A 22,536-nucleotide genomic window follows, 5' to 3' on the forward strand; every position below is an offset into this window, starting at 1 on the left:
AAATAAAGTTATGATGGACGAAAATATAGATATATGGTGGCTCAACGAAGAGTCTGAGCAAATGCTTAACAGAGGCTACCTGCTGAAAGGCGAAACTGTGGAAGGTGCCATAGACAGGATTACCACCGCTGCAGCAAAACGCCTGTACAAGCCAGAACTGCAACCGGCTTTCAAAGAAATGATTACCAAAGGCTGGATCAGTTTTTCTTCTCCGGTATGGGCCAACATGGGAACCCAACGCGGTTTGCCAATATCTTGTTTCAACGTTCATATCCCCGATAATATCGAGGGTATTACCCACAAACTGGGTGAAGTGATTATGCAGACCAAAATAGGTGGTGGGACTTCCGGCTATTTTGGGGAACTGAGAAACCGTGGTACTGCCGTTACCGATAATGGGAAATCATCTGGTGCCGTATCCTTTATGAAGCTTTATGATACGGCTATGGATGTGGTATCTCAAGGGGGCGTAAGAAGAGGTGCTTTTGCCGCTTACCTGGATATAGACCATGGTGATATCGAAGAGTTTTTGAGTATCAAGGATATTGGTAGCCCCATCCAAAACCTCTTTACGGGAATCTGCGTGCCGGATTACTGGATGCAAGATATGATTGACGGTGATGCCGAAAAACGTAAAATTTGGGCCAGAGTTTTGGAGAGTCGTCAACAAAAAGGGCTTCCTTACATATTCTTTACAGATAATGTGAACCGCAACAAGCCGCAGGTGTACAAAGATGCCGGCCTGATGGTGAATGCCAGTAACCTTTGCTCCGAGATTATGTTGCCGTCTTCTGCCAACGAATCTTTCATCTGCTGCCTGTCATCCATGAACCTGGAGCTGTATGACGAGTGGAAAGATACCAATGCTGTAAAATTGGCTATCTACTTCCTGGATGCTGTATTGTCAGAATTTATTGAGAAAACCGAAGGTAACTACTACCTGACTTCTGCCAGAAATTTCGCCATGCGTCACAGAGCGCTTGGATTGGGAGTTTTAGGTTACCACTCTTATCTTCAGAAGAATATGATTCCGTTTGAGAGTTTTGAGGCTACACAATTTAATGCAAGAGCGTTCCGTCATATCAAAGAACAGGCTGAAATTGCTTCTAAGGAATTGGCTAATATCTATGGCGAGCCAGATATGCTGAAAGGGTATGGTATTAGAAACACAACGCTGATGGCAGTGGCACCTACCACCTCCAGTTCTGCAATCCTTGGTCAGACGTCTCCGGGTATCGAGCCGTTCGCTTCCAATTATTACAAAGCCGGTTTGGCCAAAGGAAATTTTATGCGTAAAAACAAATATTTGGCAAAATTGCTGGATGAAAAGGGCCTTGATAACGAAGAAACCTGGAGAACCATTATGCTTAACCACGGTTCTGTACAGCATCTAGAAGGTTTGACAGATGAGGAAAAAGCAGTATTCAAAACTTTCCGTGAGATTTCGCCTATGGAGATTGTATCTCAAGCCGCGCAAAGACAGCAGTATATAGACCAGGCTCAGTCGCTGAATCTGCAGATTCCTTCTACGATGCCGGTGAAAGACGTTAACTACGTTATGATTGAGGCTTGGAAAAAAGGGGTGAAAACATTGTATTACCAAAGAAGTTCTTCGGTATCCAAAGAGCTGATGGTGAATTTTGTCAGCTGCTCATCTTGTGAAGCTTAAAATTCAATAAAAATCTATCTATAATAAAGCCGTATCATTGGATGCGGTTTTTTTGTTTCTAAAATGGAATAGATTTGGCATTCGACTGAAATATTGACATTGAATAAAGTCTCAAATCGATCATCTAAATATTGAATTATGAAAATAGTATCCATTACGTCTGCCATTATGATTAGCAGCATTGCTTTGGTATCCTGCAAGAAAACCTCACAAGAATCATCTGTTCCCAACGCCGTTGCGGAAAAAGATAGTACTACGGACAATACCCAAAAAACTTCGGTTTTTGATATCAACACCATTCCTGTGTCTGATAAAGATTTGGGAACATTTCCTTTTTTCTCATTTCCTGAAGGTCTTGAGGCTCAGAATAAACCATTGCAGCGCGATTATGATCAGGTGTACTTTCCTGTGGATGGCCATTTTATCCCTGTTGAAGGCAAATCGTGGAAAACATTTGTGACGAAAGTGCAGAACAGCAGCAGTGAGTTTTCTTACCCTTACTTTGTAAAAAGTTATGATGATGCGATACGTGCAGCTGGTGGCGTCAAGGTTTTTGATGGGAAAGTCTCCAAAGAAGAGCTGGATAAATTTAAAGAAAATGCCAAATACCTAGGTGAAGAAGGGTCCCAAGATTACTGGAATGAACCTGTAAAGGTTTATGTCATTCGCCGTACTGCAGGTGATGATATTTATATTCAATTTAGCGGAAACAACGCCAGCGGTGCCATTGAAATGGTTCAGAAGACGCCGTTTAAGCAGACCATTACTAAGATCACCTCTGAGCAGATTAGTAAGGATCTCGCTGAAAAAGGAAAATCCATCCTGCATATCAACTTTGATACCGACAAATCTACGCTGAAAGCAGACGGATTGGATGCTGTAGCCCAGATTGCCCATGTATTACAGGCCGATAAATCACTCAAAATAGACATCAATGGTTATACAGATAATTCGGGGACCAGTTCCCACAATCTGCAACTTTCAAAAGACCGGGGCCGCAACCGTGCTTAAAACCCTTACAGATGCAGGGATTGATAAAAACCGTTTAACATCTAACGGTTATGGTGCAGAGAAGCCAATTGCTGGCAACGACAGCGAGGAAGGTAAGGCAGAGAACCGCAGGGTAGAGCTCGTGAAACGGTAGCTGTACAACGCTGGATATTATGAAAAAGCTGCCCGGAAATCCAGGCAGCCCAATGAAGAGAAAAGTAAAAAATTAAAAGTTATATCTTAATCCAAGCTGTGCCTGTACTCTGGATGCAAACTGATCTATCGTGTACGGCAAGCTAGGTGTTTTGAAATTATAAGTTGGATCTCCAGCACCACTTTGTCCTGCAGCTACGCTTCCTACTTTTGTAAGGCCTACGCTGGAGGTAGAGTTGTAAGTGTTGGGTACAAAATATACTTTGCCCCAGTCTTTATTCAGGAGGTTGGTGAGGTTGATAATGCTCAATGAAATCTGGATATTATCTTTAGATTTACTGCTGACACGGAATTCATCCATAATCCTAAGGTCTGTCTGGACATTCCAAGGGGTGAAGTCCCCGTTTCGTTCTGTGAACTTGCCTCTTCTGCTGCTCAGGTAACTATTGCCGTTTACAAACGTTTCGTAATCAGCAACCTGTTTGGCTGCACTGGTAACCACGTTGCCACCTGCATCTTTGATATCTATGATATATTTTGCAGCTTCTGCAGCATCTTTAAAGATATAGGCCAAACCTGCAGCCTGCCCAGTGTTGGCAATGGTCGAATTAACAAAGCCCCAGGAAAAAGGGTTACCCGACTGTGCATTGAAGTAAAGATTCGTTGAAAGCCTGTTGTTTTCGGACAGGTTGAGGCCGTAACCAAGGTTTGCAACAATCCTGTTTTTAACAGCAAAATTAGAAGTAGCCAGTTTGGGATCATTTGGGGTCAATGATTGGTTCATCTGCCAGTTACTTTCCATTGAGTTACGGATACCGTTGGTAATATCTTTGGCGTCGCCATAGGTATAGGCCGCGAAGAAGTTGAATCCGAATTTGTAAGCTTTGGAGATCTGTGCTGTTAAGTTGTAGCGGTATCCTTCCTTGGTGTTGGACAGCATATAGGCATTAGAAAAATTTGAATTGATGTTGGTGGAGTAGATAGGCATCTCATGGTTTACATCATAGCTGTAATAGGTTACGGCATCGGTCTTGTTTACCTGCTGGAATTTGAGGTCATACAGCACCTTGGTATACAGGCCTTCCAAGGTCAGTTTGTAACCATCTACGATATAGTCCAATGCCAGAGAACTTCTCCATATTCTGGGCATCTTAAAATTATTATCCACAAGATCTACCTGCACTTTGGACGAGTTTTGCCATTTCGGGAAGTTGCCACTTACCAAAGGGTCGCCATTGGCTGCCAGTTGTGCAGTTGTAGGGCCGTTATAATCGTAACTGCCAAATCCTACACCATCGTTATAGAAAGCGTATCCGAGCCATGCGAAAGGGATTCTCCCCACAAAAATACCGGAACCACCGCGCAAAACAACCGATTTGTCTTCAGTCACATTCAATGTAAATCCTAGCCTAGGGGATAAGGTCGGTTTGTTGAGGTAAGTATTGGTTAACTGTGTCAGCGGTGTATAAGTATAAGTGGTACCGTAATGGGAATCTGCAGGCGAAGTGGTTACCTTGTTGCTGAGGCTCGGCATATTGCCAATGTCTGTATAATCAAGGCGTAAGCCAGGGGTAAGCCTTAGCCGTCCGATGGAGAACTCGTCCTGTACATAAGCAGACCAAAGGTTAATATTAAATTTAGCATAAGGATTATCAAACAGCTGCTCTCTGTCTTGCCCACTGAGCGAATATGTTCCCCTGATCCTCGCTGGTGTCGAGTTATAGAAATCTGCCAGACTTTTGTAGGAAATCCTGCCATTGAGGGCATTTACAAAACCATAGTTGATATTATAAAGTTCGTTATGTGTCCCGAATAACAGCGTGTGGTTCCCCACTTTGTAGGTTAAGTTGTCTGTGATTTCAAATGTTTTCTGCTTCATGTTGAAAACGCTGGCCTCCCGGTCGTTACCCAGAAATATGGTGCCGCCATTATAGGCAATTTCTACCTGTGGGAACATCACATTGGACGAAGTTGGGTTCCTGTAATCGCGGATAGCCGAGTAGCCTACTAGTAAAGTATTGTTGAGTTTGTCGCTAAATCGGCTTTTAAGCTCCAAAGTGGTGGTTGAAGCCTGATTTTTCTGCACAAAATCGATTCCCGAGAAACGGAAATTGGCACCATCACGCTCCAGGTTGGATGCTTCGGAGAAGACTGTATTGTTTTTAAGGGACAAGGTATGCTGGTCATTTATTTTCCAATCCAGTTTATTGAATAATTTGGAGCTTTGTGAGTAATTGTTATACTGGTTATAGCTGCCTGTATCAAAGCCGTATTTGGATTTTACAAAGTTGGAGATGGCCTGCGCCGTAGTATTGTCAATCAGAGCCCCGGAATCTCCTGAATTATAGAAGACAGGGTCTGTCCTTCGGGTATACTCCATATTGGTAAAAAGGAAAAGTTTATCTTTTACAACAGGCAGACCCACGCGGCCACCAAAAATATAGTCCTCAAAAGAACTTGGCATTTTAGAATTATCGCCCACCCTGTTTTTGCCTGTTATGGCGGCATTTCGGCCATAGGTATATATAGAACCAGTTACATCATTGCTGCCACTGCGCGTTACCGCATTAACGCTGCCACCCAAAAAGTTCCCCAATTTTACGTCGTAAGGAGCAATGTAAACCTGTACATCCTGTATGGCATCCAGGCTAATAGCGTTGGATCTCGTACTGCTACCGGGCATGCCCGAAGTACCGGTCTGGCCTCCTAAAGAAGGACTGAAACCAATGGCGTCATTGCTGATGGAACCATCTATGGTAACATTGTTGTAGCGGAAGTTGGTTCCTGCAAATGAGTTATTGGCACTCTGTGGCACCAGCTTGGTAACATCTTGGATGCCCCGGTTGATGTTAGGCAATCCCGTTATTTGTGCCTCGGTGATGGCTACACCATTTTTAGCCGAACGCCTATTGGCAGTAAGTGTAACTCCGGCAATGGATTTTTCGCGGTTGTCTATGGCAATAACAGGCAAATCGTTACTTCCCAATGATAATTGGTAATTATCAGAAGAGTATACCGTCTGGTTACCATCCAGGACTTCTATCCTGTAAGGGCCTCCCGGCTGCAGGTTTTCTACGCTGAAGCTCCCTTGGCCGTTACTTTTGGTTTCTACTGTACTGTTGGTAGGGATGTGGGTTAGTTTAACCGTCATTGCTGTATTAGCCCCTTTCAGTTTTCCCACAATCCGGGCGCTGGTCTCCTGGGCAAAAGCCACCCCAAAGGAAAGTAATGCCAAGGCACAAATCAATTTTCTTTTCATATCGTATCTATTTATTTAATTAGATCGAAGCAAAAATAGATTGGCGGACAGCCATCGGTATGAAACAGAAAATTAATATTACATCATAGAATTATTAAAATAAAATTAAAAACAGCTTAAAAAAGTAAAGAAACCAGACTGGTATATGAATCATTTATGAACCGCAATTTAAAAAATTATCAAAGATTCCCAGGTGCTTGTTTTTCCTATTGATAATAAAATAACCAAAATCCACAGCAAGCAGTTTTTTATCCCGTTAATTATGATTAATTTCAACTGATTAAATTCTATCTTATGAAATTTGGACAAGTTGACGATCCGTCGGGTATAGATTTTACCCTTCCCAAAGACCACGCACAAACCAAGGCGATATTGGAACGTAATAAGAAAGGGCTGCAGGATATCTCTATTGGCTGCGCCAAGTGGAACAAGACCGACCTGAAAGGCTTTTACCCCCGCGGGACCAAGGATGAGCTGAGCTACTATGCTACGCAGTTCAATTCCATAGAGCTTAATGCCACGTTCTACAGCATGCCTACTCCAGAGCAGGTGACCACTTGGAAAGACAAAACCCCCAAGGATTTCAAATTCTTTCCCAAAATTCCCAACACCGTCTCGCACTTCCGCCGTTTAATGAATGTCACCGATTTTGTGACGCATTTTGCCAATGCGGTGCTTAATTTTGATGAAAAGCTGGGCATGGTTTTCCTACAGTTGCACGACAACTTTAAGCCCACGGTATATGACCGCCTGGAAGACTTTGTTAAAAGCTGGCCCCAGGAAGTGCCCTTGGCAGTAGAGCTCCGCAACACCGAATGGTTTACCGATGATGCTATACTGGACAAGGTTTGCCAGCTGTTTGAAGATTACCACGTTACCAACATTATTGTAGATACGGCAGGGCGCCGCGATATGCTCCACATGCGGCTTACTACGCCCAATGCTTTTATCCGCTATGTGGGGGCCAATACAGAGAGTGACTACCAGCGCCTGGATGATTGGCTAGACCGCCTCACTGTATGGAAAAAAGAAGGACTTGAGAACCTGTACTTTTTTGTGCATCAAAACATAGAACAGGCTTCGCCACTGCTGTCGGCACATTTCATCAAATCGATGAATGACGCTTGGGGTACCACTATTCATGTTCCCGTGATGGCGACCGACCAGCCCATGTTATTCTAAAAAGTAAAGCCTGCTGACGATAATCAGCAGGCTTTTATTTTTTAATCCGTAAGGATTTATGCCAAAAAGCTGAGTTCCTTGTCTTTAAAATCGTTTTTCTCTACCAGTTTGCTCATTACTTTGATGGTTTTGCGGCGGAGTTTGGCCAGTTGGCGGATGTTGCGGTCCTCGCTGTAGTCAAAGATGCTGTCTTCAAAAGAAAATGTATCCCCCTTCTTAAAGGTGATTTTATTCTTTTTCAGTTCTTTCAGCAGCATCAGATTGGTCATCGTCTCCATGGTGGCATGTTCTGCCGCTTCCAGGTTTTTAAGGGACTTGAGCAATTCTTTTTTATATTTTTTCTTGGTCTTCATAATGCATTATTTAATGAGTTAAAGGTACGAAAAATATTTGAGAGCTGTTGTGGATGGTAGACTTATAGATAATAGACAGAGCGATGATAAACAATGTGAAGGGTTTTTGTTTTTTGTGTTATTCTTAGCTGTTTTGGTTAAAACTGAGGATTTGATAATAGGGTTGTTGTTTTCAATCCATGAAATATCCATGGCTTTGGTATGGCTTTAACATGGCTTTGCTATCAATGCACTATTTATAAAGAAAGGTTTCTTTTTTTGAGAGCCTCAGGCTGAGAGGGTGTTGGGGAGTTTGAGAATTTGAGGGTTTGAGAGTGAGAGAGTTTAGGAGTGTTTTTGGTATCTGGTTTTTTAAACGCAAAGCGAGACGAGGGATTTTTAACTGATTGGGTTTATTTTAAGATAGACAAGGGCGTAACAATTATCTGGGTAAGATAAAGGATATTTTGATTTCAAGAACTTGTAATGTGTGGATCGTTTATCATCTATCGCTTATCAATTATCATTAAATATTATTCTGCAACATTCATTTATCTGTTTTGTGATTTATACGGGTCATAATTATGACGGGCTGTGTGGAATTTTGTATTTTTGGGGAAAATAAATCTATAAAATGCAAGACCCTATTTTTGACCTTATTGAAAAAGAAAGAGCGCGCCAAAGCCATGGCATCGAGCTGATTGCTTCAGAAAACTTTGTTTCCGATGCCGTTATGAAGGCTGCCGGCAGCGTGCTGACCAACAAATACGCCGAGGGGTACCCGGGCCGCCGTTACTATGGTGGATGTGAAGTGGTAGACGAGATCGAACAGCTGGCGATTGACCGGGCCAAAGAACTTTTTGGTGTCGATTACGTGAATGTTCAGCCGCATTCCGGTTCACAGGCCAATGCTGCCATCTACCTGTCTGTGCTGAAGCCCGGCGATAAAGTGATGGGTATGGACCTCTCTATGGGAGGACACCTTACCCACGGCTCAGCGGTTAATTTCTCTGGTATCCAGTATCAGGTTTGTTCGTATGGCGTTCAGAAAGAAACAGGCTTGATCGATTATGAGCAGATGCGCGAAGTGGCTCTTAAAGAGCGCCCTAAAATGCTGATTGCAGGCTTCTCTGCCTATTCCAGAGACCTGGACTATGCCAAGTTCCGTGAAGTGGCCGATGAGGTAGGTGCCACGCTTTGGGCTGATATTGCCCACCCGGCAGGACTTGTTGCCAAGGGCCTTCTCAATAACCCTTTTGAGCATTGCCATGTGGTGACCACTACCACACACAAAACCCTACGAGGCCCCCGTGGCGGTATGATTATGCTGGGCAAAGATTTTGAAAACCCTTATGGCCACAAAACGCCTAAAGGAGAAACCAAGCTGATGAGTGCCGTATTGGACAGCTCTGTGTTTCCTGGTATCCAGGGCGGGCCGTTAGAGCATGTGATTGCTGCTAAAGCAGTGGCTTTTGCTGAAGCTATTGATGACCGTTTCGAAACTTATGCCAAGCAGGTGAAGGCCAATGCGCAGGCTTTGGCCAAAGCCATGACAGACCTTGGTTTTGAGATCGTGAGCGGCGGTACAGACAACCACCTGATGCTGATTGACCTTCGCAACAAAAACGTGAACGGTAAGGAAACGGAAAAAGCGCTTGTAAAAGCCGATATCACCTGCAACAAGAATATGGTGCCTTTTGATGACAAGTCGCCGTTTACTACATCGGGTATCCGACTGGGTACGGCTGCCATTACCACCAGAGGATTGAAAGAGAATGATATGGCAACCATTGCCGGCCTGATCTCGGAAGTGGTGAGCGATATTAATAATACCACGGTGCTGGAAGGTGTTAAAACCAAGGTGAACGCCCTGATGGAGGGTCGCGCCCTTTTTAATAACTAAGCCTTTCGGTTAACTCTATACGCCCGCCAGGATCTTGGATTTTGGCGGGCTTTTTTTGTGGGAGTTCAAGGTTCAGAGTTCAGGGTTCAAGGTTCAGAGTTCAAGGTTCAAGGTTCAGGGTTCAAGGTTCATAGTTTAGAGTTAGGTGATGGGCTTCGAGGGCCTCAGCCTGACAGCGTGGGTGTTGGCTTCTCGATACCTCCCTTCGGCTGGGACTTCGAAGTGAGGGTTAGGAGGAATGATGGGTGATAAATAGTTTGATAGTTGTGCCAGTTTTTATAATTTAGCCTCCTCAATGATCTATGATGCCCGCCGATAAGAAGCTTTTCAGTTTTAGTGAGATTAAACAGAAACTGGTCAATTACTGTGTTTACCAAGACCGCTGCCACAGTGAGTTGGAACAGAAGATGCGCGAGTTTGTCCTGATCCCCGAAGCCCGCGAAGAGATCCTGCTGTACTTGATGCAGGAGAACTACCTGAATGAAGAACGTTTTACCCGCAGCTACATCCGGGGTAAATTCTACATCAAACACTGGGGGCGCCAGAAGATTACATCCGGACTTAAAATGAAAGGCATTACCGAGAAGCTGATCCGCCAATGTATGGATGAGATACACCCCGAAGATTACCATGCCCAACTTTCTAAAATGTATGACACTTATTATTCGCAGCTTAAAGGGCTGCAGGATTACCAAAAGGGCGTGAAGACCACGCGCCACCTATTGTCCAAGGGCTATGAGTACGAGGCCATAACCGCTGTGCGTGAGGAGAGGGAGAGGGATGATAAATGATGGATGATGGATGATTGGGAGGCGGATGCTTCGGTGGGGTCAGCATGACAGGTTGAAGGGTGAGAGTGTAGGGTATTTTTTTTGGGTCTGGTTTTAAAAGGCAAGCGAGACGAGGGATTTTGACTAATTGAATTATCCTTTTAATTAATATTGAAAAATAATGATTTATAAAATGCTTCCTAACAAAAGCCCTTCGATAATTCGACAAGCTCATTACAGGCTAGGCTCAGTGTGACTCGCTAATACTAACTGTTTTTTTAGAACGTATCAGGCTGAGCTTGTCGAAGCCATTATTGACAATAGGGATAAGTCTGCGAATTTATTTTAAGATAGACAAGGGCGTATAACTTATCTGAGTAAAGCGAATGGTGTTTTGATTTCAAGAATTGTACTGTGTGGGATTATTTATCGCATATTATTTATCAATTATTGAAATGAAGGGAGGGTCTTTTAACGCTATGGGCGCAAGTTTTTTTTATCATGATTGTTTGATAGGGGCGTAAAGGCACTTTGTTCAGCGAATGATATTTGGGGATTGAGTATATAGGAAGGAGCTTTTTATTGGCTCCGAGAGCGTTAGGTGGATAGGGTGTTTTAGAAAAAAGTGGTTGAGTGTTTGATTATTTGGGATTGAAACTTACAGTTAAGTAAATCATTTATCGAATATAAGCAATGTGGGTCTATTCGGCAATTGGATGTTGGGATCCTTAGGAATTAATTAGAGTGTGCTCGTGAGATGTGATGATTTGTATGGTTTCAAGTACATATAGAGTTTGAGGATTTGAAAACTCCAAGTTTTTAGTTAAGAAAGCTTGGGGGTTAGGAGTTGTTTATCGTTTCGTGGTGTTGTCCATTAAGAGAGCATAGATTTCTGCGATATGACAACACAAGGATAGAAAGGTTTTAGTGGTTCGAGGATTAACGGTTAATGCGTTTTTTTATTCATCTGTATCAAATAAATCAGTTTTAATTTTGTAGAGGAAAAAAAGATCCGTCTCAGATTTGTGAGACGGATTCTTTTGATTTTAAATTGTAATTGTTATTGTTTGATTATTTTTTTCGATACCACCCCAGCGGCTGTATTGATTTCAACAATATAGGCACCGGCTGTTAAGGCACTGACGTTAATCTTAGCAGAATCCTGGTTGATTTGATTAGTAGAAACGGACTTTCCAGACATATCAAAAATCCGTACCGCTGCTTTATTGATTCCTGCTGGGAGCGTGATATTAAGCTGGTCCTTAACAGGGTTTGGATAGACTGTCAGCGTATTCAATGCTGTATTTTTAGTGTCCAGAGTTTTGTTGCCTGTTATTAAATAGCCACCGAATCCTGTTGCGTTAACTGTTACCTCCCAATAGCCGTATGTGTCATTCCATACAATATCATTTGGCTGAACATTTGTAACTAATGGTGCCCCTGCGTAAGAGTCAGGGTTTCCTGTATTATCGCTGCTTTTGCCGGCATAGAAATGAATATAGATGTTGGTCTTATTATTTTCATCGGTGTGTGACGTTGGAAGTTTAACATTGTGGGATGCATTGTAGAGGTCAAAATCTTCCTGCGAATAGAACAGTGTTACTTTTCCAGTAGAAACAGAGTTGTTGTTGTCGGCATTAACCTCTATTTTTCTGCGTACGAATGACTGCTGGGAAGGATCCATCCATACTTTTGCCGTTGTATTTCCCGTTACCGGTAAACTTCCGGAAGCCTCTACCCTTGTTATCAATTCACAACTATTGATGAAGTAATTATAACCTAACTGTACTGCCTGTGATGCTTCACGGCTGGAAGTGGCAAGCTGTTTAATTCCTGGCTTGTCTTCATAAACCACTGCGCGCAGCTTGGCATCATACGTGTTATCTATGGCAAATGTTTGCCCATTGTCTGTAGATCTATAAGATCTCTGGTCGATATTTTTCGAATCCACAACCAAGCGAAGCGGTGCAGCATCCACCCCTACGGTAATGAAGAAGTCTTCCCCTTTTGTCACGTTGATGCCCTGATCAATAAAATCGATTGTGTTCCAGCCGGACTGCTCAAGTAATTTTACATTAGGGATGGTTTTGGTGGCCAGTACTGCACCGGGTTTGCCATTTTCATCAGCTTTCCGGACTTCTACTGTCATCGGAATGGCAGCAGCAGTTTCTGTATTATAGTTTCCTAAGAATACAACGGCGCTACCTAATTTTCCGGTTGTTGCCGGTGTGTATTTTACGGCTACTTTAGTCCCTGTACCATAATTCAAAACCCCTGTTCCATTTGCGGCGCCAAATAGATAGTTCTGGTTATCATAAGCCAGGGTAATATTGTTGCTCGGTGGGCACGTCCCATTATTATTTTTATGGTTGAGCTCATCGTACACGGCTTTATAAATGTTCAGTTTTCCATACCCGAACTCATTTGTATAACTGTTTGTGGTTATCTGATCTTTGGTCGTATTCTCTGTCAATCTCTTTTTGACCTCTTTTGCCGTAAGCTGACCGTTAGCCTGAAGGAGTAATGCCGTGGCACCAGCCACAGTAGGCGACGACATACTGGTTCCTGTCATTTGGGAATAGTACTGACCATCAATAATATACGGATCTGTAACATCCTTGCTTCTTGCGGAAATAACAAAAGTCCCACCAGCGGCGATATCAGGTTTCAGTGCTTCATCGGCTCTTGGACCTTTAGAACTGGAAGAATTGAGTTGGCCGGTAATGTAAGGTGCTGAATAGGTTGCATTTGCAGTGGGGTTACTGCTGTTAACTGCAAAAGCATTTTTTCCCACGTAATTAGCCACTGTAATGGCTTCGTCAGCCGTCCCGGGAGATCCTACGGTATAGTAATTGTCCCCAAAGGGTAATGTGGTTGTTGCCAAGTCAGAATTGATAGAGTAAAGCCAACCGTCAATTGTCAGCTGGTTTTCGGAGGTGTTTTCAATTTCCAGAGAATAGGTCCCCTTTGTTCCGGTAATTGCAGTCCGGTTAACCACTAGTTGTGTAAACCTTTTTTTTGATGCCGAGTCTACATAGTTCAGAAGCTGCATGGAGATTATATTCTTGGTAGGATCAGTTGGGTTTTTTATATAGTATTTCCCCTGAGATCCCGCTTTCTGTGTGTAAATATTGCCATCAGGAGCCGTAAGGCGCGCTATAACAGGGGAGTCTTCGTTTGTACCCTTGTTGAACGTAAGAAAAGAAAATATAGGGGCATTGTTGGTTTCTTCGATGATATTCCCCACCTGAATGTTAAAAGATTTCTTTTCCCCTTGCGCTAAAGATATCCTTTGGTGAATATTCCCATCCCCTTCGTTTCCGGCAGATATAACTACCACGCGCCCAGGCCCTGATGCCGTAAACTCATTGACCTTTAATTCGTGCGCCCCATTTCCATCATGAGGGCTACCTTGCCCGCCAATACTCATGTTAACCACAATAGGTTTGCCTATTTTTTCGGCTACACTTTTAAAGTAGTCTAGCGCGGCGATGGTATTGGTTGTAGGGAAGCTTCCGTTGCCTCCTTTCACAATTACGATATCTGCTTCCGGTGCCATGCCCATTTCTGCCCTGCTGCTTAGTGCCGAGCCATTTCCGGCTACAGAGCCTGCCACATGTGTACCATGTCCGTTGATATCCTTTTCGCGAATATAATTGGCGGGGGTTCCGTCTATTTCGTCATTGATCTGTTGCTGGGTATATTCGACCCCGAAATCAAAACCTGCAGGAGTTACGTCAGCTGTATTTTCAACAGCCGTTATGGTTTGGTCCCAAATACTGACTATGCGGGATTTTGAAGGATCAGCCGGATCCCTGAAGTCGGGGTGTGTAAAATCAATGCCTGTATCATAAATTCCTACCAAAACGCCCTTACCTGTATAAGCTGTGTTGAATAGTGCTTTGTTATGGAGCAATGCCGCACCAGATTCTATAGTGTTTTGTTGGTTATTAAGCTTATCTATACCCGGCGCCATTACCGAAATTACAGATTTGTTGTTCCTTAACCGTTCAATGTCTTCTATGGACAAGAGTGCTGTTACAAAAGTTTTGGCTTCGGATTGAACTAAGTAGCCTTCGTTTTTCAGCTGCTTGCCATCAGTTGTGTAAATGATGGCATGGTAAAGTTCTTTGGCCGTACCATTCGGAAAAACAATTGAAGATGTTGGAAGGAGATCTTCCGTAATAAGCCTTCCGGATATTTGATTTTTTAGTGAAGGCTGATGTTTTTCCTTAATAAGATTTTCAAATTTTGGGTCAATCTTATATTGTGCCATACCCATTCCTGAGTAAAATAAGAAAAATGCACCTAAAAGCTGAGGTACCGTGAGTCGTTTTTTAATCATTTTCTAATAAATTATTGATTTTATCTATTGTGGGAAGTGCAATATGTGTTACTTCCTTTAAATTATATAATGTTTTAAGCTCCTTTTTTTGGATTAAAGCGGTTACAAAGCTTGCGGATACACTTTGCACAAGAATGCCTTTTTTTTTGAGTAGGTCTGGGTAGTGCGTATATATAATGACAGGGTAAGTTTCTATATATGCTCCATTCAATAAAATAACAGTTGGAGTCATTGAAACAAGATCGCTCTCATTGATGCTCTTGGCTTTCAAACTGTCATTTTTCATGGTGCAACTATAAATAGGAAAAAAACAAATTATACATGGTATTATTTTTTTTAATATTGACATGATATAGTCTTACGGGATTGCTAATGTATAAAAAAAAAGTGTTATTTAAATGTATCCTTTGTTTAATTGTTGTGTAATTTATTGATATGGTTTTTTTTGTTTTTTCAGATATCTTTATAGGCGAGGAATGTTGTTTCAAAATGTAATCAATATTTTTGGTTTTTTTGATGATAAAGATAAAAGTATGAGATGTGGGGAGGGTTTGAGAGTTTGAGCGTGTAGGAGTGTTTTTTGAGGGCTGGTTTAAAAGGCAAGCGAGACGAGGGATTTTGACTAATTGAATTATCCTTATTAATTAATATTGAAAAATAATGATTAATAAAATGCTTCCTAACAAAAAGCCCTTCGATAATTCGACAAGCTCATTACAAGATAAGCTCAGGATGACTCGCTAATACTAACTGTTTTTTAGAACGTGTCAGGCTGAGCTTGTCGAAGCCATTATTTACAAAAGGGATAAGTCTGCGAATTTATTTTAAGATAGACAAGGGCGTAAAACTTATCTGGGTAAGACAAAGGATGTTTTTTTTTGAGTTCAAGACTTGTAATGTGTGGGATTATTTATCGCTTAGCATTTATCAATTATTGAAATGAAGGGATGGGTTTTTAAGGGTATGGGCGCAAGTTTTTTTTTCATGATTGTGTGATAGGGGCGTAAGGGCACTTTGTTCAGCCAATGATTCAATATAAAACGAAAAAAGCTTTTCTTTTATGGCCTTCGAGAGGCTCAGCCTGCCAGAGGTACTGTGACTGCGCTTAGTCTGACAATATATGCATCGGTTTGTGACTTAGAAACGAGAGCCCCACGAATTAGTTCTTCAAGAGCTTCAGAATGACAGGTGAGAGATCATTTATTTAGGAAATGCAAGTTGGACTTGGGCGACATCAAAGATTGTATTGTGATTCGAATGTAAAGGCTTTTCAGAACTTCACAAAGATAATGGTGGTTAGGTGGGCTGAGCAGGTGTGGCTGCGGCGTTTTTGATAAAGGTATGTTAACGCAGATTCATGACTAATTGGGTTCATGGTGTTAAAAAAAAATAATTATTGCTAAAAAATTCCTAATTTCGTGGCTGTATAATTATTCTGCATGAAAAAGTTATTGGTTTTATTTTCGGTTGTTTTGCTGGGTTTTGCGCAGGGCCAGTCTGTGAAGTATGGTCTTACGGGCAGTATCCATAAAGGTTCTATTGCCGGCGTGCATGGCGTGAGCAAAGGCGGCTGGGGTGGCAGCCTGGGGGTGTTTGCGGACATTGCGCTGGTCTCCAATGATATCTATGACTCTGCTTGGCTCTATTTTACGCCTCAGCTGGAAGTGTCTACCATAGGGGAGAAAGGCGACTGGAATGAAGATAAAATTGATTACCAAAAATATAATAATGTGTATGTGGGTGTCCCTTTATACCTCAAGTACTACCTGAAGAACCATGGTTACAAAGGCGATATTTTCCTGATGTTTGGCCCCAAGCTTGAATTTTTGGTGTCTGAGAAAACTGACGAAGGCACTGCCGTAAAAGATGCCATTGCAACCGGTCATGACCCTAATGTATTTGGTTTAGGACAAAAGACTGCCTCTTTTGGTTATGGCGTTTCTGCGAAAGTAGGCGTGAAGGCGAGTGATAAACTGGAGGTTTTCCTTCGTTTTGACCGTGGCCTTTCCAAGGTGTACCCAGATTATAAGATGTATAATACGTACAATAGATTTCTGGCTTTAGGCGTTAATTATTATATCGGCGTACGCGAGTAAACCAAAAAATACCGGCGGTGTCCACGGGCTATTTCTGTTACGCTGCTTTTACCATGAAAGTACTTATTTACCTATACCTTCTGTTGAGCTTTGCTACATCCTGCCAGCCTAAGCAGAATATGATCTATATGAGCAACCACCACTTTGAAGACGAAGTGAGCCAAGCCCGGTATACGGGGCTGCATATCCAGACAGGCGATGTTTTGGACATTGTTGTTTCTGCCATGGATGATATTGCTGTACGTCCTTTTAACAGGACTACCATGACCCAAACGGCCAATGCAGATACCCCGGTTATAACGGGGGCCCAGAAGCTGGGGGATAACCAGTATCAGGTCAATACCGACGGTACCATCAGTTTCCCCATTCTTGGCAGTATTTATTGCAAGGGGATGACCAACCGTCAACTGAAGTCAGCTATTGAGGATTTGTTGAAAACGTACCTTACAGACCCCGTGGTTACAATCAAACTTTCTAATTTTAATATCAGCGTCTTAGGCGAGGTTGCCAATCCCGGGCAGAAGACCAGTCCCAATGAACGTTTGAACCTTTTCCAGGCTCTTGCCCTTGCAGGTGATATGTCGTCTAATGCCGACCGAACCCAGGTAAAGCTGGTGCGTTACAATGAGGAATCTCAAAAAGACATGGTTGTTAACCTGGATTTATCGGATGCCGGAATCGTGAGTTCGCCCTATTACTATTTGCAACAGAATGATGTGCTGTATGTGCAGCCGGATAAGAATGCCCAGATTGCCGCTACTGCCTCTAATCCTAACAGGGGTTTAATGTTTCAGATTGGGGCAGCTTTAATAGGTGTTGCCACTATCATTATCGCCCTTACCAAATAGAATAATGGAATTATCAGATCAGCTATCCGCCAAACCTAAGCCGGTTAACTTTAAGCAGGAGATTTATAAGTACCTGCGAAAGTGGCCGTGGTTTTTGCTCAGCATTATACTGTTTTTTATTGCAGCCAAAATATACCTGCGGTATACCCAACCCCAATTCCTGAGTAAGACGTCGCTGATGCTTACCCAGAATAATACTAAGAACAACACCACGCTCAGTGACCTCAAAAGCCTGGGTGTGGGTGTGAATGACGACAAGGAATTACAGGGTGAGACCGTGGTGATTGTCTCCAAACCTATCCTGGCCCAGGTAACACAACAGTTAGGGTTGAATGTAGGTTATTACAGCGTTGGTAATATCAAAGAAACCGAGATGTACCACGGACCACTGAAAGCGGCGATTGTCAGTGTAAGGGGTAATGGCAATTTTACACCGCATTTCTGCGTTGTAGCACCTGCTGGCAAAGGCAGTGTTAAAATTACGGAAGGAGAACGCGCAGGCCAACATATCCTACCTGGACAGACCACAGCTTTTTCTTTTGGTACTGTTCAATGGACTTTTGATCCCCAGAAAATCCAGTCACCCATTAAAGTGGCCTTTTGGAGTATTCCCACCGTAGTTAGTTGGCTGGAGAACGCAGTGAATGTAGCCTTGCCGGAAGACAAAGGTTTGCTTATGGAACTCTCCATGATTGGCATGGTTCCGGAAAAATCTGAAGATATTTTAAACGAGATCAGTCGCCAATATAATATCGACGGTGTTAAGGATAAGAACTTCGAAGCGCAGAATACGCAGGACTTTATCAACGGACGCCTTGAGATTATCAGCAAGGACCTGTCCGGTATCGAAAACGAAAAGGAAAAATTCAAACGTGATAACCGTATAGCAGATCTTACCACGCAAGCTAACCTGGCACTGGATAACATCAACAGCAATACCAAATCTTACCTGGATGTTGTGACCAGGCTGGATCTCGTCAACTCTATTTTTGACATGAGCGCAAGGGAACAGTTGCTGCCCACCAATATGGGGCTGTCGCAGGCTACCGAAAATTATGTTGCCCAATATAACAGCCTGCTGATCACCCGAAACAGGGTGCTGAAACAAGCCACCCCCAAAAACCCCTCTGTTATCCAACTTAATCAGGATATTGAAGAAGCTCGTACGATCCTGCGAAAGAACCTCATGGAAACCCGGGAGGCTTTGAAAGCCCAGTCGGGGCAGCTTAACAGCCAACTGAATACTGACAAAGGGCAGATAGACCGTTTTCCCGGTCAGGAAAAGATTTTCAGAAATATTGACCGGCAACAACAGCTGAAGGAGCAGATCTACCTTTACCTATTGCAAAAAAGGGAAGAAAATGCTATTACGCTTGCCGTTACGGTACCCAAGGGCAAAGTGGTAAACCCGGCCTTCACGGTTGGGCAGGTAAAGCCTAACCCCAGCCAGGTGACTGGTGGAGCACTGGCTATAGGGTTTTTGCTGCCACTGCTTGTTTTCTTCACGATGTTTACACTGGATACCAAAGTGCGCACACGCCAGCAGCTATTGTCCCAAGCCGGCGATATTGCCATTGTGGGAGAGATACCTGTTTCCAAAGACCATACAACCGTGCAAACCCACGATTTCTCGGTATTTGCAGAATCCTTCCGTATCTTGGCCTCTAACCTGAAATACCTGCTCAAAGCGAAAAACGGACAAGGTAAAGGAACTATTTTGGTTACCTCCTCTATCAAGGGGGAGGGTAAAACCACCGTGGCTATCAATATGGCCATTACATTATCCAGTAAAAACAGGGTTTTACTGCTGGGTGCCGACATCCGAAACCCACAGCTGCACCGTTTTATAGAACATCGTAATGTTGGGATTACCGATTATCTGGTGTCTGATGATGAGACCCCTGAACACTATATCCATAACTCACAGCTTCACACCGACCTGGATGTCATGTTTAGTGGGGCAATGGCCCCAAACCCGAATGACCTGCTGGATATGGATAAGTTTGATGCCCTTGTAGCATGGCTCAAGGCTCATTATGACTATGTGGTCATTGATTCTGCCCCAGTGATGCTGGTGAGCGATACCCTGCACCTGCTGGATCTCTCCGATGCCTTGCTGTATGTGGTAAAAGCCGGCTATACCGAGAAAGAAATGCTGGACTATGCTGCCGAGTTCCGCGAAAGGAACCATGTCAAAAATATGGCTTTTGTCCTTAATGCCATAGAACCCCGCAATTCCCGCTATGGCGGCAAATATGCGTACGGCTACTATGCGCAATCTGCCGGAAATAAGGGTTTCTTTAAACGGTTTTTTTAATGTCGAGTAACAGGACTATCGCCAAAAATACTATTTTCCTGTATTTCAGGATGATTGTCATTCTTGTTGTAGGCTTATACACTTCGCGTGTTGTGCTACAGACCCTTGGTGTCTCCGATTATGGTCTTTATAGCGTTGTGGGCGGCGTTGTAGCGATGATGGGGTTTATGCACTCCACACTTTCCGGGGCCACCACCCGTTTTCTAAATATCGAAATGGCCACAGGGACGGAAAACAGCAAGAAAAACCTTTTCTCAACATCTGTTTTTATTCATCTGGGGCTCTGTATAATCCTGCTTATATTGGGGGAAACTGTAGGGCTTTGGTTTGTTATGCACCGGCTCAACATCCCGGAAGGGCGTTTTTTTGCGACCATGGTGGTGTATCAGCTGTCCATTATATCCGTCCTTTTTACGGTGATGCAAATCCCTTATGATGCGGCTATTATCGCCCATGAGAAGATGAATATCTATGCTTACCTGTCCCTTTTTGATGCGGTAGGTAAATTACTGGTGGTTTACCTTATCCAGGTTTTACCATTGGACAAGCTGATGAGCTACTCCTTATTGACCTTACTTATCAGCATTGTAAGCCGGCTTATTGCTCAGATCTACTGCCGTAGAAAATTTCCTGAAACCAGATTCTCGTACCAGTTTAACAGAGCAAAATATAAAGAAATACTTGGCTTTTTTGGCTGGGATCTTTTAGGAAATTTTGCATTGATGACCAAAAATGAGGGCAATAATATCCTGCAAAATATTTTCTTTGGCACAGTACTTAACGCTGCTGTAGGTTTAGCTACCATGGTTAATCAAACCATTACCAATTTTGTTTCCAATTTTACATTGTCTTTCAAACCCCAGATTATGCAATCTTATGCGAAAGGTGATTTGGAAAGGACCTTTTTTCTGATGAATAATGGTATTCGTTATTCTTTTTATTTGATTCTGTTTATTATTATACCAGTATATATAGAGACTGATTTTTTTCTTGAATTATGGTTGCATACAGTTCCGCCTTATGTTTCCGGTTTTATAAAACTCTTGCTGGTAGTTACGGCAATATCTGTACAGAATCCTTTAATAGCCTATGTCATCCAAGCGACAGGACAAATTAAATTGATGAATACGATCAACGCTATTTTATTTTTTATAAGTTTTCCAGTTACGTACCTGTTTTTTAAAAATGGTTTTTCTCCCTATTATCAATATTATATCAATATTTTTATTTTCATAGGTATTGCATTTTTTACCATTTCTATTTTGAAATCTAATGTACAAGAGTTTAATATAATCAAGTTCTTTAAAAATATTTTTTTTAAAAATCTAATTATTTTAGTGTGCAGTTATGGTCTCGTTAACTTAATTAAAACATACTTATTTTCGAACCCATTTTTTATTGTGGTTATATCAGACATTATTGTTCTCTTTTTTGTTCTTACTCTTGGCGTGTCAGGGACTGAAAGAAAATGGATTTATCAGAAGTTAAAAGCTAAACTTATTCGTATATAATATGCACATCGCTTACCTTACAACAGAGTATCCACATGCTACATTACCGCCAGCCGGTGGTATTGGGAGCTTTGTGAAAAGTATGGCAGATAGCTTGGTCAAACAAGGACATCAGGTCACAATTTTTTTGATAGGTGACTTTGCTAAAGATCGGGAATGGATCGATTATCAGATTAAGATTATCGAAATTGTTAGGGTTAAAACATCCAGGTTATCTTTTCTTATAGATCGATTGAAAATAGCACGTGTTATAAAGAAAAAAATTACAGAACTCAGTATTGATCTGCTCGAATGCCCGGACTGGGAAGGTTGGCATGCATTTGTTAATTTGAAAATACCGATAATTACTAGATTGCATGGTTCTGTAACCTATTTTAATAAATTGGAGAACAAAAGGCCATCCAAATTATTGTATTATCTGGAAAAAAAGGCACTGAAACGCTCAAATGCCATTATTGCTGTAAGCAAATTTGCAGGAGAATTAACAGAAGAATTATTCCTTACCGGGAAGCCTATACATGTCATCTACAACGGGGTAGATACTAACAAGTTCAAATTAACTGACGAACTAGCACAGTCCGACAAAACTCCTTCTATCTTATATTTTGGTTCATTAATGAGGAAAAAGGGATGTTTAGAAATTCCTTCTATCTTTAATGAAGTTATAGCCAAAAAGCCAGAAGCCAGACTTATTCTTGCAGGCAAAGATACTATAGACCATATTACAGGCGAATCGGTATGGGAATTGATGCAGAAGGGTTTCTCATCGGCAGCACTAGCAAAAGTTGATTATAGGGGCACAGTTCCTTATCATGAAATGCAGCAAATAATACAACAAGCATTCGTTTGTATTTTTCCTTCTCATGCTGAAACCTTTGGATTATCAACTATAGAATCTATGATAATGAAAAAACCAGTAATTACTTTTGATATGCCTTGGAATCGTGAAATAGTAGAGCATGGGATTTCTGGATTTCTAATACACCCGTTCTCCCATACATTATTTGCAAAAAAAATTTTTTTGTTACTTGATGCTGATACACGAGTTGAAATGGGAAAGCGTGCGCAAATCAGAGCAAAAGATTTGTTTGATCAGGACAAATTAATTATAGAAAATATTAAATATTACAAAAAGATAGTTAAGGCCCTTTAGATTCTTTC

At 42.2% G+C, this 22,536-nt stretch carries 15 protein-coding genes; 11 read left to right on the forward strand and 4 right to left on the reverse strand.

Annotated elements, in window-relative coordinates; genetic code table 11:
- The first annotated feature begins 13 nt into the window (after positions 1-13).
- From AC00Y6_RS14420 to AC00Y6_RS14430, 3 genes are all read left to right on the forward strand, one after another.
- A complete protein-coding gene (locus tag AC00Y6_RS14420; RefSeq protein ID WP_474491332.1) occupies positions 14-1,669 on the forward strand; it encodes a ribonucleoside-diphosphate reductase subunit alpha in 1,656 nt (551 codons plus the stop codon).
- A gap of 138 nt (positions 1,670-1,807) precedes the next feature.
- A complete protein-coding gene (locus tag AC00Y6_RS14425) occupies positions 1,808-2,680 on the forward strand; it encodes an OmpA family protein (protein ID WP_474491313.1) in 873 nt (290 codons plus the stop codon).
- The gene (locus AC00Y6_RS14430) at positions 2,673-2,813 is read left to right on the forward strand and encodes an OmpA family protein (RefSeq protein WP_474491314.1); all 141 of its coding nucleotides are present in this window, start codon (positions 2,673-2,675) and stop codon (positions 2,811-2,813) included. Before AC00Y6_RS14425 ends, AC00Y6_RS14430 begins: the two co-directional genes overlap by 8 nt.
- A 72-nt stretch (positions 2,814-2,885) precedes the next feature.
- Here AC00Y6_RS14430 and AC00Y6_RS14435 read toward each other — a convergent pair whose 3' ends face one another.
- Complete coding sequence (locus tag AC00Y6_RS14435; RefSeq protein ID WP_474491315.1) at positions 2,886-6,071, reverse strand: TonB-dependent receptor; 3,186 nt, start codon at positions 6,069-6,071, stop codon at positions 2,886-2,888.
- 294 nt (positions 6,072-6,365) lie between these two features.
- On the opposite strand from AC00Y6_RS14435, the gene AC00Y6_RS14440 reads away from it, so the two are divergent.
- On the forward strand, positions 6,366-7,253 hold the full coding sequence (locus tag AC00Y6_RS14440) for a DUF72 domain-containing protein (protein WP_474491316.1): 888 nt from the start codon (positions 6,366-6,368) through the stop codon (positions 7,251-7,253).
- Between the two features lie 56 nt (positions 7,254-7,309).
- Here the strand turns inward: AC00Y6_RS14440 and AC00Y6_RS14445 are convergent, their stop codons facing one another.
- Positions 7,310-7,606: a hypothetical protein gene (locus tag AC00Y6_RS14445; RefSeq protein WP_474491317.1), complete on the reverse strand. Its 297-nt coding sequence runs from the start codon at positions 7,604-7,606 to the stop codon at positions 7,310-7,312.
- A 613-nt stretch (positions 7,607-8,219) separates the two neighbouring features.
- Here AC00Y6_RS14445 and glyA point away from each other — a divergent pair.
- Together glyA and AC00Y6_RS14455 are read left to right on the forward strand one after the other, a co-directional pair.
- Positions 8,220-9,488 carry a serine hydroxymethyltransferase gene (gene glyA / locus AC00Y6_RS14450; RefSeq protein ID WP_474491318.1) on the forward strand — a complete coding sequence of 423 codons (1,269 nt, stop codon included), beginning with the start codon at positions 8,220-8,222 and terminating at the stop codon, positions 9,486-9,488.
- A 305-nt stretch (positions 9,489-9,793) separates the two neighbouring features.
- Positions 9,794-10,279, forward strand: coding sequence for a regulatory protein RecX (locus AC00Y6_RS14455; RefSeq protein ID WP_474491333.1), 486 nt, complete (start codon positions 9,794-9,796; stop codon positions 10,277-10,279).
- A 1,039-nt stretch (positions 10,280-11,318) separates the two neighbouring features.
- Here AC00Y6_RS14455 and AC00Y6_RS14460 read toward each other — a convergent pair.
- Both AC00Y6_RS14460 and AC00Y6_RS14465 read right to left on the reverse strand, forming a co-directional pair.
- Positions 11,319-14,603: a S8/S53 family peptidase gene (locus AC00Y6_RS14460; protein WP_474491319.1), complete on the reverse strand. Its 3,285-nt coding sequence runs from the start codon at positions 14,601-14,603 to the stop codon at positions 11,319-11,321.
- Entirely contained in the window at positions 14,596-14,889 is a 294-nt protein-coding gene (locus AC00Y6_RS14465) for a hypothetical protein (RefSeq protein ID WP_474491320.1), read from the reverse strand. Before AC00Y6_RS14465 ends, AC00Y6_RS14460 begins: the two co-directional genes overlap by 8 nt.
- 1,153 nt (positions 14,890-16,042) lie before the next feature.
- Here AC00Y6_RS14465 and AC00Y6_RS14470 point away from each other — a divergent pair.
- From AC00Y6_RS14470 to AC00Y6_RS14490, 5 genes are read left to right on the forward strand one after another with little or no spacing between them, the layout of a single operon-like run.
- Positions 16,043-16,699, forward strand: a complete 657-nt coding sequence (locus tag AC00Y6_RS14470; protein ID WP_474491321.1) for an outer membrane beta-barrel protein — start codon at positions 16,043-16,045, stop codon at positions 16,697-16,699.
- 53 nt (positions 16,700-16,752) lie between these two features.
- Positions 16,753-17,547, forward strand: a complete 795-nt coding sequence (locus AC00Y6_RS14475; protein ID WP_474491322.1) for a polysaccharide biosynthesis/export family protein — start codon at positions 16,753-16,755, stop codon at positions 17,545-17,547.
- A 4-nt stretch (positions 17,548-17,551) separates the two neighbouring features.
- Entirely contained in the window at positions 17,552-19,864 is a 2,313-nt protein-coding gene (locus AC00Y6_RS14480) for a GumC family protein (protein ID WP_474491323.1), read from the forward strand.
- Positions 19,864-21,375 (forward strand): lipopolysaccharide biosynthesis protein, encoded by a 1,512-nt coding sequence (locus AC00Y6_RS14485; protein ID WP_474491324.1) that lies wholly within the window; start codon positions 19,864-19,866, stop codon positions 21,373-21,375. The genes AC00Y6_RS14480 and AC00Y6_RS14485 overlap by 1 nt, the downstream gene beginning before the upstream one ends.
- Position 21,376: 1 nt before the next feature.
- Positions 21,377-22,528, forward strand: coding sequence for a glycosyltransferase family 4 protein (locus tag AC00Y6_RS14490; RefSeq protein WP_474491325.1), 1,152 nt, complete (start codon positions 21,377-21,379; stop codon positions 22,526-22,528).
- The last annotated feature ends 8 nt before the right edge of the window (positions 22,529-22,536 follow it).

The organism is Epilithonimonas sp., assembly GCF_056329745.1.

Bases quoted from the DNA above. Each gene is read 5' to 3' on its own strand.
- AC00Y6_RS14440 (WP_474491316.1), top strand. From the start codon at position 6,366: ATGAAATTTGGACAAGTTGACGATCCGTCGGGTATAGATTTTACCCTT.
- AC00Y6_RS14480 (WP_474491323.1), top strand. From the start codon at position 17,552: ATGGAATTATCAGATCAGCTATCCGCCAAACCTAAGCCGGTTAACTTT.
- AC00Y6_RS14460 (WP_474491319.1), bottom strand. From the start codon at position 14,603: ATGATTAAAAAACGACTCACGGTACCTCAGCTTTTAGGTGCATTTTTC.
- AC00Y6_RS14425 (WP_474491313.1), top strand. From the start codon at position 1,808: ATGAAAATAGTATCCATTACGTCTGCCATTATGATTAGCAGCATTGCT.
- AC00Y6_RS14420 (WP_474491332.1), top strand. From the start codon at position 14: ATGGACGAAAATATAGATATATGGTGGCTCAACGAAGAGTCTGAGCAA.
- AC00Y6_RS14445 (WP_474491317.1), bottom strand. From the start codon at position 7,606: ATGAAGACCAAGAAAAAATATAAAAAAGAATTGCTCAAGTCCCTTAAA.
- AC00Y6_RS14490 (WP_474491325.1), top strand. From the start codon at position 21,377: ATGCACATCGCTTACCTTACAACAGAGTATCCACATGCTACATTACCG.
- glyA (WP_474491318.1), top strand. From the start codon at position 8,220: ATGCAAGACCCTATTTTTGACCTTATTGAAAAAGAAAGAGCGCGCCAA.
- AC00Y6_RS14435 (WP_474491315.1), bottom strand. From the start codon at position 6,071: ATGAAAAGAAAATTGATTTGTGCCTTGGCATTACTTTCCTTTGGGGTG.
- AC00Y6_RS14485 (WP_474491324.1), top strand. From the start codon at position 19,864: ATGTCGAGTAACAGGACTATCGCCAAAAATACTATTTTCCTGTATTTC.
- AC00Y6_RS14475 (WP_474491322.1), top strand. From the start codon at position 16,753: ATGAAAGTACTTATTTACCTATACCTTCTGTTGAGCTTTGCTACATCC.
- AC00Y6_RS14465 (WP_474491320.1), bottom strand. From the start codon at position 14,889: ATGAAAAATGACAGTTTGAAAGCCAAGAGCATCAATGAGAGCGATCTT.
- AC00Y6_RS14455 (WP_474491333.1), top strand. From the start codon at position 9,794: ATGCCCGCCGATAAGAAGCTTTTCAGTTTTAGTGAGATTAAACAGAAA.
- AC00Y6_RS14470 (WP_474491321.1), top strand. From the start codon at position 16,043: ATGAAAAAGTTATTGGTTTTATTTTCGGTTGTTTTGCTGGGTTTTGCG.